General features: G+C 64.7%; 15 protein-coding genes. 9 read left to right on the forward strand and 6 right to left on the reverse strand.

What is annotated here, in order from left to right; all coding sequences use genetic code 11:
- Positions 1 to 104: 104 nt before the first annotated feature.
- A complete protein-coding gene (locus P9220_RS12235) occupies positions 105 to 1778 on the forward strand; it encodes an electron transfer flavoprotein-ubiquinone oxidoreductase (protein WP_309765089.1) in 1674 nt (557 codons plus the stop codon).
- A gap of 49 nt (positions 1779 to 1827) precedes the next feature.
- Here P9220_RS12235 and aroC read toward each other — a convergent pair whose 3' ends face one another.
- From aroC to P9220_RS12250, 3 genes are all read right to left on the reverse strand, one after another.
- Positions 1828 to 2934, reverse strand: coding sequence for a chorismate synthase (gene aroC / locus P9220_RS12240; protein WP_309765090.1), 1107 nt, complete (start codon positions 2932 to 2934; stop codon positions 1828 to 1830).
- A 57-nt stretch (positions 2935 to 2991) separates the two neighbouring features.
- A complete protein-coding gene (locus P9220_RS12245) occupies positions 2992 to 4944 on the reverse strand; it encodes an MFS transporter (RefSeq protein WP_309765091.1) in 1953 nt (650 codons plus the stop codon).
- Positions 4945 to 5148: 204 nt separating this feature from the next.
- Positions 5149 to 5601: a CBS domain-containing protein gene (locus P9220_RS12250; RefSeq protein WP_040049333.1), complete on the reverse strand. Its 453-nt coding sequence runs from the start codon at positions 5599 to 5601 to the stop codon at positions 5149 to 5151.
- Positions 5602 to 5829: 228 nt separating this feature from the next.
- Here P9220_RS12250 and P9220_RS12255 point away from each other — a divergent pair, with 228 nt between their 5' ends.
- The 3 genes from P9220_RS12255 to P9220_RS12265 all read left to right on the forward strand — a co-directional run bounded on the left by P9220_RS12255 (position 5830) and on the right by P9220_RS12265 (position 8400).
- Positions 5830 to 7161: an O-acetylhomoserine aminocarboxypropyltransferase gene (locus P9220_RS12255; protein ID WP_309765482.1), complete on the forward strand. Its 1332-nt coding sequence runs from the start codon at positions 5830 to 5832 to the stop codon at positions 7159 to 7161.
- Complete coding sequence (locus P9220_RS12260; RefSeq protein WP_309765092.1) at positions 7158 to 7988, forward strand: alpha/beta hydrolase; 831 nt, start codon at positions 7158 to 7160, stop codon at positions 7986 to 7988. Before P9220_RS12255 ends, P9220_RS12260 begins: the two co-directional genes overlap by 4 nt.
- Positions 7989 to 8079: 91 nt before the next feature.
- The gene (locus P9220_RS12265) at positions 8080 to 8400 is read left to right on the forward strand and encodes an Mpo1-like protein (protein ID WP_309765093.1); all 321 of its coding nucleotides are present in this window, start codon (positions 8080 to 8082) and stop codon (positions 8398 to 8400) included.
- Between the two features lie 19 nt (positions 8401 to 8419).
- On the opposite strand, the gene P9220_RS12270 is transcribed toward P9220_RS12265, so the two are convergent.
- Positions 8420 to 9727, reverse strand: coding sequence for a YihY family inner membrane protein (locus P9220_RS12270; protein ID WP_309765094.1), 1308 nt, complete (start codon positions 9725 to 9727; stop codon positions 8420 to 8422).
- A 420-nt stretch (positions 9728 to 10147) separates the two neighbouring features.
- Between P9220_RS12270 and wrbA the strand changes: the two genes are divergently transcribed.
- From wrbA to P9220_RS12295, 5 genes are all read left to right on the forward strand, one after another.
- On the forward strand, positions 10148 to 10765 hold the full coding sequence (gene wrbA / locus P9220_RS12275; RefSeq protein WP_309765095.1) for an NAD(P)H:quinone oxidoreductase: 618 nt from the start codon (positions 10148 to 10150) through the stop codon (positions 10763 to 10765).
- Positions 10766 to 10772: 7 nt separating this feature from the next.
- Entirely contained in the window at positions 10773 to 11171 is a 399-nt protein-coding gene (locus tag P9220_RS12280) for a DUF2069 domain-containing protein (protein ID WP_309765096.1), read from the forward strand.
- 108 nt (positions 11172 to 11279) lie between these two features.
- Complete coding sequence (locus P9220_RS12285; protein ID WP_309765097.1) at positions 11280 to 12737, forward strand: FAD-binding oxidoreductase; 1458 nt, start codon at positions 11280 to 11282, stop codon at positions 12735 to 12737.
- Positions 12734 to 13537 carry a metallophosphoesterase gene (locus P9220_RS12290; protein ID WP_309765098.1) on the forward strand — a complete coding sequence of 268 codons (804 nt, stop codon included), beginning with the start codon at positions 12734 to 12736 and terminating at the stop codon, positions 13535 to 13537. Before P9220_RS12285 ends, P9220_RS12290 begins: the two co-directional genes overlap by 4 nt.
- Before the next feature lie 21 nt (positions 13538 to 13558).
- A complete protein-coding gene (locus P9220_RS12295) occupies positions 13559 to 14263 on the forward strand; it encodes an SOS response-associated peptidase (protein ID WP_309765099.1) in 705 nt (234 codons plus the stop codon).
- A gap of 6 nt (positions 14264 to 14269) precedes the next feature.
- Here the strand turns inward: P9220_RS12295 and P9220_RS12300 are convergent, their stop codons facing one another.
- On the reverse strand, positions 14270 to 14437 hold the full coding sequence (locus P9220_RS12300) for a hypothetical protein (RefSeq protein ID WP_309765100.1): 168 nt from the start codon (positions 14435 to 14437) through the stop codon (positions 14270 to 14272).
- 121 nt (positions 14438 to 14558) lie between these two features.
- Entirely contained in the window at positions 14559 to 15497 is a 939-nt protein-coding gene (locus tag P9220_RS12305; RefSeq protein WP_309765101.1) for a LysR family transcriptional regulator, read from the reverse strand.
- Positions 15498 to 15618: the final 121 nt, after the last annotated feature.

Consider the following 15618-nt stretch of genomic DNA (forward strand, 5'->3'; position numbering starts at 1 on the left):
TAGTACGATCGTGCCAAATGAGTGACCTTCGGTTGCAGCCCGCCTGACGTTCGCTGACAATACGCGATCTTGAGAGGCCATTCTAACGGTAGAGAGGAGCATTGATGACCCCGGCGAGCCTTATCGAGCAGTACGGTCCCCGCGAATCGATGGAATACGACGTCGTGATCGTCGGCGGCGGGCCAGCCGGTTTGTCGGCTGCCATTCGCCTGAAGCAACTGGCCGAGGAGCGCGGCGTCGAGATCGGCGTCTGCGTGCTGGAAAAAGGCTCGGAGATCGGCGCGCACATTCTGTCGGGCGCCGTCGTGGACCCGCGCGGCCTGTCGGAACTGATTCCCGACTGGAAGGAAAAAGGCGCGCCGCTCGACGTCGAAGTGACCGAAGACCGCTTCCTGTTCCTGTCGCCGACCGGCGCGAAGCAGGTGCCCAACTGGCTGCTTCCCGACAACTTCAAGAATCACGGCAATTACGTCGTCAGCCTCGGCAACGTCACGCGCTGGCTGGGACAACAGGCGGAAGCGCTCGGCGTCGAGATTTTCCCCGGCTTCCCGGCAGCCGAAGTGCTGTATGGCGACGACGGCGCGGTGAAAGGCGTCATCACCGGAAACATGGGCGTCGGCAAGGACGGCGAGCCGACCGAAAACTTCCAGCTCGGCATGGAGCTGCACGCGAAATACACGATCTTCTGCGAGGGCGCGCGCGGGCATCTCGGCCGTCAGCTGATGGAGAAGTTCAGGCTGAATCAGAACGCCGATCCGCAGGTGTACGGCATCGGCATCAAGGAGCTCTGGGAGATCGACCCGGTCAAGCACAAGCCGGGGCTCGTGATCCACACGGCCGGCTGGCCGCTCGATCCCGACACGTACGGCGGCTCGTTTCTCTACCACATGGACAACAACCAGGTGGTGGTCGGCTTCGTCGTGGGGCTGGGCTATTCGAATCCGTATCTTTCGCCGTTCGAAGAGTTCCAGCGATACAAGACGCATCCGTCGATCCGCGCGTTCCTCGAAGGCGGCAAGCGCATCTCCTACGGCGCGCGCGCGATCACCGCGGGCGGGCTGATGTCGCTGCCGAAGCTCGTGTTTCCGGGTGGCGCGCTTGCGGGCGACGACGCCGGTTTCCTGAATGCATCGCGCATCAAGGGCAGTCATGGCGCGATCAAGTCCGGCAAGATGGCCGCCGAAGCTGCGTTCGATGCCGTCCAGGCCGGCCGTCAGGGCGACGAGCTCACCGCTTACCCGGAAGCCTTCGACAGTTCGTGGCTCAAGACCGAACTCTATCGCGCGCGCAACTTCAAGCAGTGGATGAGCAAGGGCCTGTATCTCGGCACCTTCATGGTCGGCCTGGAGCAGAAAGTGATGGGCGGCAACGTGCCGTGGACGCTGCATCACCAGCATCGAGATCACGAGATGCTCAGGCCCGCGTCACAATGCAAGCCGATCCTCTATCCGAAGCCGGACGGCAAGCTCACGTTCGATCGTCTCTCGTCCGTGTTCATCTCGAACACGAATCACGAAGAGAATCAGCCCGCGCATCTCACGCTGAAAGATCCGAGCGTGCCCGTCAACGTCAATCTGCGCACGTATGCCGGCCCGGAAGCACGATACTGTCCGGCAGCCGTCTACGAGTTCGTGAAGGCGGACGACGGCGGCGAGCGTCTGCAGATCAACGCGCAGAACTGCGTGCACTGCAAGACCTGCGATATCAAGGACCCGACTCAGAACATCGTCTGGGTGACGCCTGAAGGCGGCGGCGGGCCGAACTATCCGAACATGTAAACGATAAAGGGCGCCGGTCGATCAGACCCGCGCCCTTTCTTTTTCTGGCTTACTTGCCCGGGGCGTGCGCCGCAATCTTGGGCGTGCCGACGACCACATCGCCGCATTGCGCGCGATGCCGCAGTGCGTGATCCATCAGCACCAGCGCGAGCAGCGCTTCGGCGATAGGCGTCGCGCGAATGCCGACGCACGGATCGTGGCGACCGAAGGTTTCGACGGTCGCGCTCGCGCCCGCCTTGTCGATGGAATGGCGCGGCGTGCGGATGCTCGATGTCGGCTTGATGGCCAGCGACACCGTGATGTCCTGCCCGCTCGAAATACCGCCGAGGATGCCGCCCGCGTTGTTGGTGGCGAAGCCTTCGGGCGTCATCTCGTCGCCGTGCTGCGAGCCCCGTTGCGCGACGCTCGCGAAGCCCGCGCCGATCTCGACACCCTTCACCGCATTGATGCCCATCATCGCGTGGGCGATGTCGGCGTCGAGACGATCGTAAAGCGGCTCGCCCAGACCGACCGGCACGCCGCTCGCGGCCACCTCGATGCGTGCGCCGACCGAATCGCCATCGCGGCGCAGGGCGTCCATGTACGCTTCGAGTTCCGGCACGACATCGGCATTGGGCGCGAAGAAAGGATTCTCGGGCACGTGCCGCCAGTCGACGAACGGAATGGGAACTTCGCCGAGCGCACTCATGTAACCGCGCGTCTCGATGCCGAACTTCTCGCGCAGCCACTTCTTCGCAACTGCGCCCGCCGCGACCGTGGGCGCAGTCAGCCGCGCCGATGACCGTCCGCCGCCGCGATAATCGCGCACGCCGTACTTCTGCCAGTAGGTGTAATCCGCGTGACCGGGACGGAACGTCTCGACGATATTCCCGTAGTCCTTGCTGCGTTGATCGGTGTTTCTGATCAGGAGCGCGATGGGCGTACCCGTCGTCACGCCTTCGAACACGCCCGACAGAATCTCGACCTGATCCGGTTCCTGCCGCTGCGTCACGTGCCGCGACGTGCCCGGACGACGGCGATCGAGTTCGATCTGAATGTCGGCCTCGGTGAGCGCCATGCCCGGCGGGCAGCCGTCGATCACGCAGCCGATCGCCGGACCATGTGACTCGCCGAAATTCGTGACGGTAAAGAGCGTGCCAAGGGTATTGCCGGACATGAGCGTCGACCTGAGAGGAGTGTCGGGGAGACCGCTATTATGCCAGCGGCCCCGGTTTCATCGCCTCGCTCCGCGCAGTTCGGACACCCGTTCCTGCAGATGCTGCGGCGTGGCTTCCGCGGGCGAAATCGGCTCGCCGACGGCCAGCGTCAGCCGGGTCATCACGCCGCGCTTGACCGGGCGCGGCCAACGGGCGTCCTCGTGACGCGAGAACACGCTGCCCCATAGTCCGCGAAGGGCCATCGGCACGACGGGCGCGGGATGGCGTCGAAGAATCTCCGAGACGCCGTGCCGGAACGGATTGATATCGCCGGTGCGCGTGAGCTTGCCTTCGGGAAAGATGCAAACGAGTTCCCCCTCCTCCAGCGCACGCTGACACGCCTGATACGCGCGTTCCAGCATGTTGGCGTCCTCGTGCGCGGGCGCGATCGGAATTGCCTTGACATGCCGGAACAGCCAGCCGATGAACGGCGTGCGGAAAATGCGATGGTCCATCACGAAGCGGATCGGGCGCGGGCTTTCGGCCATGATGACGACGGCATCGACAAAACTTACGTGGTTGCAGACCAGCACCGCCGCGCCTGCCGATGGGATGCGCGCCGCATCGACGAGCCGGATGCGATAGAACGTGTGCACCAGAATCCACGCCATGAAGCGCAGCAGGAACTCCGGCACCAGCGAATAGATATACACGGCGACCACGACATTGAGCAGCGCCGTGACGAGAAAGAGCCCGGGAATGCCGACGCCCATCGAGGTGAGCGCGAGCGCCAGCAGCGCCGAGGCGATCATGAACGCCGAATTGAGGATGTTGTTCGCCGCGATGATGCGCGCCCGGTGCGTCGGCTGACTGCGCGCCTGGATCAGCGCATAGAGCGGCACGCTGTAGAAGCCGCCGAACATCGCGAGGAGGAAGAGGTCCGCGAGGATGCGCCAGTGGGGCATCGCGAGCAGGAATTCCCTGACGCCGAGCAGGTGCGACGCCGGCGCGATGCGATGGCTCGCGAAGAACAGGTCGATCGCAAACACGCTGATGCCGATGGACCCGAGCGGCACCAGCCCGATCTCGACGCGGCGCTTGGACAGCCGCTCGCACAACAGCGACCCCGTGCCGATGCCGAGCGAGAACGTCGCGAGCAGGATGGTCACGACATCGGGGTTCGCCGACAGCACGTCCTTCGCGAAGTTGAAGAACGAGGTAAGAAACGTCGCGCCGACGAACCACAGCCACGAAATGCCGAGCAGGCTCAGGAACACCGTGCGATCCGACCTGGCGAGCCTGAGATTACGCCAGGTCTCCGAGACCGGATTCCAGTTGATGCGCAAGTCCGGCTGCGCCGCCGCCGACTTCGGCACGAACGCCGACGCGACGCGCCCGACGACCGCCAGCGACAGACACGCCACCGAGAGCAGCAGCGCGCCGTGATCGGACGCGCCCGCCGCCGCGCCGCCGATGATCGTGCCGATCAGAATGGCGACGAACGTCCCCATCTCGACGAGCCCGTTACCGCCGACGAGTTCCGACGCATGCAGATGCTGCGGCAGATACGCGTACTTGACCGGCCCGAACACGGTCGAATGCACGCCCATCAGGAATGTGCAGAGATAAAGCAGCGGCGCGCTATGAAGCAGAAAGCCCGCGCCGCCGATCAGCATCACGACGATCTCGAAGCTCTTCACGAAGCGCGCGAGCACGGCCTTGTCGTATTTGTCGGCGATCTGCCCGGACGTCGCCGAAAAAAGCACGAAGGGCACGATGAAGATCGCGGAGATGAGGAACGCGGCAGTCTTCGGGTCGACGCCCGAGAAGCGCGCGGCCTGAAACGTCACGAGCGACGTGAAGCCGACCTTCAAGACGTTGTCGTTCATCGCGCCGAGAAACTGCGTCCAGAAGAACGGCGCGAAGCGGCGCTCGCGCAGAAGGCCGAACTGGCCCTCACCTTCTTCGTGCGACCGGCGGGAAGCGCGCGCCGCCTGGTCTTGCGGGGCGTGCAGTGGATTGTCACTCATGAATGTCGATGCGGTTGATCCGGCGTTGATCGCCAGCGCGATCGAATCCGGATGGTCATGAAATGAGATTGCGAAGAAAAGACCGCAAGGTCGAATGTGTCTTTATGTGTCCTGGCTGCGGACGAAAAAAAGCGCGCCGCTCGGGCGCGCTGCACGTTGCCGGTTCGGGCATCGCTCAAATCGCTTGAAGGACGCCCTGGCGTTTCAGCGAGCGTCCTGCTGCTCTTCCGGCCAGTCGCGGATATACGCCTTCAGCATGCGATTTTCGAACCCCTGCTCCTCGACGACAGCCCGCGCCACGTCATAAAAGGAAATCACGCCCATGAGCGCGCGGTTTTCCATGACCGGCAAGTAGCGAACGTGATGCTCGAGCATCATGCGGCGGACTTCGTTCACGTCCGTTTCCGGCGTGCAGGTAAGCGGATGATCGTCCATGACCTTGCGGATGGTCGTGGTGCCGACGCCGCCGCCGTTGTCGCGCAGCGTCAGGATGATCTCGCGGAATGTCAGCATGCCGACGAGATCGCCATATTCCATGACGACGAGCGAGCCGATGTCGTGCGCGGCCATGACGTTGATCGCGTCGGAGAGCGGCGTATCGGGCGTAACGGTGAATAGCGCGTTGCCCTTCACCTTCAGAATGTCGCTGACTCGCATCACTTTCTCCTTGCGAAATGCCTGTCCGAATGCCAAAGCGTTTGTGAAACCATGGGTCGATGCTATCGGAAAGGCCCGCAAAAGGAAAGCAAGGCAAGCCGGCATTGGCCTTTCGGATAAGGCTCTGCAGCCGGGCGCGCGCGTTCGCCCTAGTTCGCGCGCGCAAAGCCCGATGCTACGATGACCGACCCCCATTCCGCCGGACGCCAGGCGCTCCGGCCGACGACGATGCCAGCCAACCGTTTTGATACGCTCGCGCTGCATGCGGGCGCAGCGCCCGACCCCGCCACCGGCGCCCGGGCGACGCCGATCTATCAGACCACCTCGTTCACTTTCCGCGACACCGACCACGCCGCCGCGCTCTTCAACATGGAGCGCTCGGGCCACGTCTACTCGCGCATTTCGAACCCGACGGTGGCCGTGTTCGAGGAGCGCGTCGCGGCGCTGGAAGGCGGCGTCGGCGCGATCGGGACCGCGAGCGGTCAGGCGGCGCTGCATCTGGCGATCGCGACGCTGATGGGCGCGGGATCGCATGTCGTCGCGTCGAGCGCGCTCTACGGCGGCTCGCACAACCTGCTGCACTACACGCTGCGGCGCTTCGGCATCGAAACGACCTTCGTGCCGCCGCACGACCTCGACGCGTGGCGCGCGGCGGCGCGGCCGAACACCCGGCTCTTCTTCGGCGAGACGCTCGGCAATCCCGGCCTCGACGTGCTCGACATCGCGGGCGTCGCCGAGATCGCGCACGCGCACGCCGCGCCTTTACTCGTCGATTCGACCTTCGCGACGCCCTATCTGCTGCGCCCGTTCGAGCATGGCGCGGACCTCGTCTATCACTCCGCGACGAAGTTTCTCGGCGGTCACGGCACGACCATCGGCGGCGTGCTCGCGGATGGCGGCACATTCGATTTCGCGGCGAGCGGCCGCTTTCCCGAATTCACCGAGCCTTACGACGGCTTCCACGGCATGGTGTTCGCCGAAGAAAGCACGGTCGCGCCGTTCCTCTTGCGCGCCCGCCGCGAGGGCCTGCGCGACTTCGGCGCGTGCCTGCATCCGCAGGCTGCGTGGCAACTGCTTCAGGGCATCGAAACCTTGCCGTTGCGCATGGACCGGCATGTCGCGAATACGCGCAAGGTGATCGACTTCCTGCTCGGCTCGCCGGCGGTCGAGGGCGTGGCTTATCCCGAACTGCCGACGCATCGCGATCACGCGCTTGCCCGGCGTCTGTTGCCGCGCGGCGCAGGCGCGGTGTTCAGCTTCGATCTGCGCGGCGGGGTGCCGGCGGCGCGCCGGTTCATCGAATCGCTGACGCTGTTTTCGCATCTGGCGAACGTCGGCGATGCGCGCTCGCTCGTGATTCATCCCGCTTCCACGACACATTTCCGCATGGACGCCGCCGCGCTGGCTGCGGCGGGCATCGGGCCGGGACGGATCCGGTTGTCGATCGGGCTCGAGGATCCGGACGATCTCATCGACGATCTGAAACGCGGCCTCAAAGCGGCGCAAAAAGCCGTCGAGACCGGCGATTCCAACCCCGCACCGCTCGGGAGCCGCGCATGATGCTCGATATCGGCGGCCATCGCGCCTATGCCTACACCGGCGGCAAGCCGTTCGACCCGGCGCGCCCCGCCATCGTCTTCATTCACGGCGCGCAGCATGACCATAGCGTATGGGCGCTGCAGACACGGTATTTCGCGCATCATGGCTTCGGCGTGCTGGCGGTGGACCTGCCGGGCCACGGCCGCAGCGACGGCCCCGCGCGGCGCGACATCGGCTCGATGGCCGACTGGCTGATCGGCCTGCTTGATGCGGCCGGCGCGCCCAAAGCGATTTTCGTCGGCCACAGCATGGGCTCGCTCGTCGCGCTGGACGCCGCCGCGCGTTATCCCGAGCGGGCCGCGGGCCTCGCACTCGTCGCCACCGCCGCGCCGATGACCGTCTCCGACGCCCTGCTCGATGCCGCCCGCGAGCGAGAGCCCCAAGCCATCGCCATGGTGAACCAGTGGTCGCATTCGACGATCGCCGCGAAGCCTTCGAGCCCCGCGCCCGGCTTCTGGCTGCAAGGAATGAATCAGCGGTTGATGGAGCGCATCGGCGTGCTCGGTGAAGCGCAGCTTTTTCACACGGATTTCAGCGCGTGCAACGCCTTCACCGATTCGCTCGATCGCGCCGCTTCCGTGCGCTGCCCGGTCTGTGTGATAAGCGGCAAGCGCGATGTCATGACGCCGCCGCGCGCCGCGCGCCCGCTCGTTGATGCGTTGCGCAAAGCCGGCGCATCGGTGCGAACGGTTGAACTGGAAGGCGGGCATGCGCTGATGTCGGAAGAGCCCGATACGGTCCTCGACGCGCTGTTTTCGTTCGCCCTCGGCTGCGCGAAACCTGGCTGACCGCGCCGCTTGCACGCCTGCCCGCGCCGCCGCAGAATGAAAGTTGCTGACGTCATCGCGTCATGCAGGACATGTCGCACGGGAGGCCGTCATGGCGCACACCGCACACGGCGAGCATTTCGCCAGTTTCGCCGAGTTCTACCCGTACTATCTCGACGAGCATCGCAATCTGGCTTCGCGCAGGCTGCATTTCATCGGCTCGCTCGGGGTCGTCGGCTGCCTGGCGATGGCGGTCGCGACCGGCGACTGGTTATGGCTGCCGGCCGCGGTCGTCTGCGGATACGGCTTCGCGTGGATCGGCCATTTCTTCTTCGAAAAGAATCGTCCCGCGACGTTTCGCCATCCGCTCTACAGCCTGATGGGCGACTGGGTGATGTTCAAGGACATCTGCGTCGGCAAGATTTCGTTGTGACCTGCCGCGCACTTTCGGCTCACGCCGGTTGCTGGGGCATCGGCGAAGGCGGCGCTTCGCGCAGTCGCGCATCGGCCTGCGCCTTCGTGCGCGCGGCGATGAGCGTGGCGAGCGAGATGCCGAGCTTCTCGTTCTCCAGCGCGTTCATGAGCGCGTCGCGTTCGATCCGGGTCGCGTCGAGACATAACTGGTAGTCGAGTTCCTCGCGATCCACGACGAATTCCTGAAACAGCATCGTCAGCGTGATCTGCCCCGGATTGGCGATCAGCACGTAACGCGGCATGCGCGCGTCCTCCAGCCGTCCGATCCAGCCGAGCGCATCGAGTCGTGCGATGAGGCGCGTGGAAGTATCGACTTCGCATCGGACCATTCTCGACAACTGCAGCGCGGTGTAGCCGGGCTTGCCTTCGTCGCGCGCTTCGACGAGCCGCGCGAGAATTTCGAGCGCGTCGAGCAGATCGCTGCCGGGAAACTCGCGCCGATGATATTGCCCGATGCGGATTGCGGGCAGCGCGGATGTCACCATCGCGCCGACGAGCGCGATCATCCAGCACAGATAGACCCAGAGCAGAAACACCGGCAGCGACGCGAACGCGCCGTACACGGCGGTGTAGGTCGGGATGCTGCGCACGTAGAAACCGAAACCGCGCTTGCTGATTTCGAACGCGACGGCGGCGATCAGCCCGCCGATGACGGCATCGCGCCATTCGACTTTGCAGTTCGGCATGTAGACGTACATGATCGTGAAGCCGAACACGGTGAGCGGCAGCGAAACGCCCGTGAGCAGCCATTCGACGACGGGCGGCATCAGGTTGTGCGAGCCTGCGAACGCGACCGAGTGCGCGAAGACATAGGAGGAGATCGACAGGCTGCAGCCGAAGAGAATCGGTCCGAGCGTGATGATCGACCAGTACACGAGCACGCGCTGGGCGAACGGACGCGCCTTCTTTACGCGCCAGATGACGTTGAACGCGGATTCGACGGTCATCATCGTCATGACGGACGTCACGAGCAGGATGATCATGCCGACGGTCGTGAGCCCTTTCGCTTTGGATGCGAATTCGTTGAGGTACTTGAAGATCTGGCTGTTGATGGTCGCGGGCATTAGATGGTCCGCGAGGAAGTCCTGCAGCGACGCCTGGAACGAGGCGAAGATGGGAAACGCGGTGAAAAGCGCGAAGGCGACGGTGGCGAGCGGCACGAGCGACAGCACGCTCGTGAACGTGAGGCTTCCGGCCACTTGTGCGACGCGATCTTCGCCGATACGCCGCGCGACGAAACCGGCGAGGCGCTTGACCGCTGCGAAATCGATTGATAGGTGCTGCAAAACTTGTTCTCCTGTCGGTAGGAGTTGGCGCTTTAGCGCCTTACTCCTACCCCATGCAAAGCTGTCGGTGGGAGTTGGCGCTTCAGCGCCTTACTCCTACCCCATGCAAAGCTGTCGGTAGGAGTTGGCGCTTCAGCACCTTACTCCCACCCCATGCAGAGCTGTCGGTGGAAGTTGGCGCTTTAGCGCCTTACTCCCACCCCATGCAAAGCTGTCGATGGTAATTGGCGCTTTAACGCCTTACCGCACTCCCATGAAAGGCTCCCGGCGAAATCGGCGCTCCGGTCCTCACCCGCCCTACAGCACTGCGCCAAAGAGTCGCCGCACTGACGAGCAAGATCCCGACCCCGAACCGCGCTTGCTGCCTCTCCACCGAAACTCACCTCAATACCTATAATAGCCCTTCACTAAAAAGGCTTTATGAACGACATCCTCGTGCTCTACTACAGCCGCCACGGCGCGACGCGCGAACTGGCGCTCGCCATCGCCCAGGGCGTCGACAGCGTGTCCGGCATGCAGGCGCGCGTGCGCACGGTGCCGCCCGTCTCCACCGTCTGCGAGGCAACCCAGCCCGACATCCCCGCAGACGGCCCGCCGTACGCGGAACTACGCGATCTCGAAGAATGCGCAGGCCTCGCGCTCGGTTCGCCGACGCGCTTCGGCAACATGGCGGCATCGCTCAAATACTTTCTCGACGGCACCACGCCGCAATGGCTCTCGGGCGCGCTCGCCGGGAAGCCCGCGAGCGTCTTCACCTCGACCGGCAGCCTGCACGGCGGCCAGGAAAGCACCCTTCTTTCAATGATGCTGCCGCTGCTTCATCACGGCATGATGATCGTCGGCATTCCGTACACCGAATCGCGCTTGACGACGACGCAAAGCGGCGGCACGCCCTACGGCGCGTCGCACCATGCGCGCACCGGTGACGATGCGAACCGCCAGGGCATTACCGCGGACGAAAAAGCGCTCGCCATCGCGCTCGGCGCACGGCTTGCCCGCACGGCGCGCGATCTCGTGCGCGGCGCGCAGGCAGGCTGACCGCGCGATGAACGCTCGTCCCGACGCCGACACGCCAGCGCGCGGTGCATGCGCCGCAGGCGCGATCGCGAGCCTCGGCGCGCTCGTCGCATTGTCGCTCGCCTGGGAACTGTGGCTCGCCCCGCTGCGTCCGGGAGCCTGGGCGCTGGCGCTGAAAGCGCTGCCGCTCGCCTGCGCGCTGCCGGGCATCGCGCGGCGCGACGTCTACACACTGCAGTGGGCCGCCATGCTCGTGCTGCTCTACTTCGCCGAAGGCATCGTGCGCGGCATGACCGATGCAGGTCTTTCCGCACGGCTCGCCTGGCTCGAAACGCTGCTTTCACTTGTCTTCTTCGTCTGCGCGCTCGCTTATGTCGCACCGTTCAAGCGCGCATCGAAAAGCAAGCGGCGGCGTGATGCTTTGTAGCACGGATCGGTGCGTGCCGCGCGTGCCTATGCCATTCGGCCGAGGCACGCGCGGCGACGCGCTGCGCGATACTGTCGGCTACGCTCCTAAAGACCCTGCCTCTTGCCCGTGACCGCCTCTGCCGCCGCTTTCGTCGATGCCTGCACCCGCCTGCTCGGCGCATCCCACGTTCTGACCGATGCCAACGACACCGGCCCGTATCTCGTCGACTGGCGCAAGCGCTATCGTGGCGAGGCGTGCGCCGTGCTGCTGCCGGCCGACACGCAAGAGGTCGCGGGCATCGTGCAGCTCGCGCGCGAGCACCGCATCGCGATCGTCCCGCAAGGGGGAAACACCAGTCTCGCCGGCGGCGCGACGCCCGATGCGAGCGGCGCGCAGGCGGTCGTGAGCCTGAAGCGGCTGAACCGCATCCGCGGCATCGATCCGCACAACAACACCATTACCGTCGAAGCGGGCGTCGTGCTCGCCGAAATCCAGGCACACGCCGAAAGCGCGCGGCGCCTGTTCCCATTGAGCCTCGCTGCCGAAGGCAGTTGCACGATCGGCGGCAACCTGTCGACGAACGCGGGCGGCACCGGCGTGCTGCGTTATGGCAACACGCGCGAACTGTGCCTCGGGCTCGAAGTCGTGACGCCGCAGGGCGACATCTGGGACGGCCTGCGCGGACTGCGCAAGGACAACACCGGATACGACCTGCGCGATCTGTTCATCGGCGCGGAAGGCACGCTCGGCATCATCACGGCTGCGGTGATGAAGCTGCATCCCGCGCCCGTCGCAAAAGTCACGGCGCTCGCGGGCCTCGCGTCGCCGCACGCCGCGCTCGATTTTCTGTCGATGGCGCAGCGTCACGCCGGTCCGCTCCTGACCGGCTTCGAGCTGATGTCCGATTTCTCGATGCGCCTCGTCGGGCGGCATTTCCCGCAACTGCGCTATCCGTTCGGCGAGCCGCACGCGCAGACCGTATTGCTCGAACTGTCCGACAGCGAAAGCGACGACCACGCCCGCGCGCTCTTCGAACGCCTCATGGAGGAAGCGCTCTCGGAAGGCATCGTCGAGAACGCGGTGGTGGCCGAGAGTCTCGCGCAATCGCAGGCGTTCTGGAATTTGCGCGAGCACATTCCGCTCGCGCAGGCGCAGGAAGGGCTCAACATCAAGCATGACATCGCGGTGCCGATCTCGAGCATCGGCCGCTTCATCGACGAGACCGATGCGATCATCGCCCAGGCGGTGCCCGGCGCGCGCATGGTCACGTTCGGCCATCTCGGCGACGGCAATCTGCATTACAACGTTCAGGCGCCCGAAGGCGTGGATCAGAAGGCGTTCTTGATCGAATTTCAGACGCCGGTCAACGCGCTCGTCTACGAGCAGGTGCACCGGCATCGCGGCAGCATCAGCGCGGAGCACGGGCTCGGCCAATTGAAGGTCGATGAAGCGATGCACTTCAAATCGCCTGTCGAAGTCCGCCTGATGCAGACGATCAAGGCCGCGCTCGATCCCGACAACCTGATGAATCCGGGCAAGGTCGTGCGATGGAACGCCAACGCCGGCAAGGAGAACATCGCATGAAAATCCGAGTGCTGTCCGACCTGCATCTCGAATGCGACGAGCCGCTCGCCTTTCCGTTTGCGGACGCCGATCTCGTCGTGCTCGCGGGCGATATCCACAATCACGCGGAAGGCCTGCGCTGGGCTGCGGAGAACTTCGACAACGGCGTGCCGGTCGTCTACGTCCCCGGCAATCACGAGTATTACGACGGCGAGTTCGGCGCGATGGAAGCCGCGATGCACGACGCCGCCCGAAGCGTCGACAACGTGCACTTTCTGAACAACGCGTCGCTGGTCGATCGCCGGGGCGCGTGGCGCGTGCTCGGCACCACGCTCTGGACCGACTTCGCGCTGTTCGGCGCGGGCGAGCAGGAAATCGAAAAAGCGAAGGACGCCTGCACGAAAGTGATGCTCGACTATCGCGGTCTGATCCAGCTTGCATGGCCCGAGCCCGATGGCGAACCCCGCGCATTCACGCCCGACGACTCGCTCGCGCTGCACATTCAGTCGCGCGCATGGCTGGAAAGCGAACTGGCGAAGCCGTTCGCGGGACAGACGATCGTGGTCACGCATCACGCGCCGATGCGCGAAAGTCTCGCGCCGCGCTATGCCGAAGACATCGTATCGGCGGGGTTCATCAATCACCTGCCGGCGCTCGCGCGTTCGCCGGTCGCGCTCTGGATTCACGGCCACACGCACACCGCGTTCGATTACACGGTGAACGGCACGCGCGTCGTGTGCAATCCGCGCGGTTATATCGAGAGGCGCAGCGGGCGGCTCGAAAATCCGCAGTTCGCGTGGGATAAAGTCGTCGAAATCTGAAGCTTCGAAGCGAGGATATTCATGTGCGGCCGAATCAGCCAATACCGACTGCCGGTGTATTACGCAGCGCGCCTGCATCTGAAGAATCCGTTCGTGCTCGTCGATGCCGCCGACCGCCGCCCCGGCTATAACCTGTCGCCCGGCACGCATCCACTCGCCGTTTATCCGGACGAAACCATCCGCGCCGTGCATTGGGGCTATTGCCCGCCCTGGGCCATGCGCAAGAAGCTGCCGCAGACGATCAACGCACGCGTTGAAACGGCGTCGACCAGTGCGTATTTCAAGGACTTGTGGAGGAAGGCGCGCATTCTCGTGCCCGCCGACGGCTGGTTCGAATGGCGCGTGGAGCCGGCCGCAGGCAGTCCGGCAGGCAAGACTTTCAAGCAGCCCTATTTCATCCAGCGGGCGGACGGCGAGCCGATGTTTCTCGCTGCGCTGACCAGCATCGTGAGCGAGCAGGATGCGGCCGCGCCGGGCGCGGGCTTCGTCATCGTGACATCGAAGGCGGACGAAGGTCTCGTCGACGTGCACGATCGCCGCCCGCTCGTCTTTTCACCGGCGGCTGCCCGGCGATGGCTCGACGCCGGCGCATCGCCCGACGATCTTCACGCGCTCGTCGAAAGCGATGGCGTGCCGGCGTCGCACTTCGTATGGCATCGCGTGACGAGCGACGTCAATCGCACCGTCAACGACGAGCCGCGGCTCATCGAACCGCTCGCCACATGAGCGATATCAGCGCGGATAACGATCGCGCCGGTCGTCATCGATGCGAATCGGCACGAGGCGCTGCTTTGCCTGACGCTCCGACTGCGCGCGCATGGCGTTGAAGAGATCGCGCGACGCGGGCACGGCGATCAGAACGAGAAGCGCGGCAAGGGCGATAAGAAGAGGCGTGCTCATGTGACGTTTTCCCGAGAGAGCGGTAAGGACGAGTGCAAACGGTATCAAGCTGCGGCCGAAACGGGAGTAAGCAAGTGTTGCGCCGCGGGAAATTTCGTAACCGAAGCTGCGCGGTCGTGAATCACGTCGCCACGAACTCTTTGAGAGATTCCTCGTCGGCCTGAAGCGTCGCGGGCAGCGCCTCGCGCAGGAACTCCACCCACGTGCGGATCTTCGCGTCGAGATACTGGCGCGATGGATACAGCGCGTAGACATTCAGCTCCTGCATCGTGTATTGCGGCAGCACGCGCACCAGGGTGCCCGCGCGCAGGCCGGGCAGCGCCGACGATGTCGGCAGCACGCCGATACCCATGCCCTCGCGGATGGCGACGACCATCGCTTCTGCCACATTCACCGTAAACGCCGACGGTCCGAGGCTCACCGTCTCCTGACCGTTCGGGCCGTCGAACAGCCAGCGGTCGGGCGGGAACACCGGCGTCATCAGATGCAGGCACGTGTGGCGCACGAGATCCGACAGCACATGCGGCGCGCCGTGCTTCTCGATATATGCGGGCGAAGCGCACGCGATGCTGAACACCGTCCCGAGCCGCGCGGATACCAGCCCCGAATCGGCCAGATCGGACGCCAGCACGAGCGATACGTCGTAGCCTTCGTCGAGCAGATCGGGCACGCGCTGCGCGAGCGTCAGATCGACCTGCACCGACGGATGCCGCTCCTGATAGCGCGAGATCATCGGCACGACGTAATGCTGGCCGAAGCTCGTCATCGAATGGACCTTGAGCTTGCCTGCGGGCCGCGCGTGAGCGTCGCTGGCTTCGGCTTCGGCCTGATCGACGTAGGCCAGAATCTGCTCGCAGCGTTGCAGATAGCGCTCGCCGGCCTCGGTCAACGCGATGCGACGCGTCGTGCGGTTGAGCAGGCGCGTGCGCAGATGCGCTTCGAGATCGGACACCGCCCGCGACGCGTAAGCCGTGGTTGCATTGAGATGGTGTGCCGCGGCGGTGAAGCTGCCGGCCTCGACCACGCGCACGAAGACGCGCATGTTTTGAAGCGTATCCATAGCGTCTTTCGACTCGTTTTTTCCTGGAATCCGGATGCATTGTTGCACGGCCCGTAAATGCGATTATCACGCCGTTCGTAAGAATGCTTTGCCGAGCGATCGGTTATTCGACTATCGTTGC

This window comes from Caballeronia sp. LZ016 (assembly GCF_031450805.1).
GTDB lineage: Bacteria > Pseudomonadota > Gammaproteobacteria > Burkholderiales > Burkholderiaceae > Caballeronia.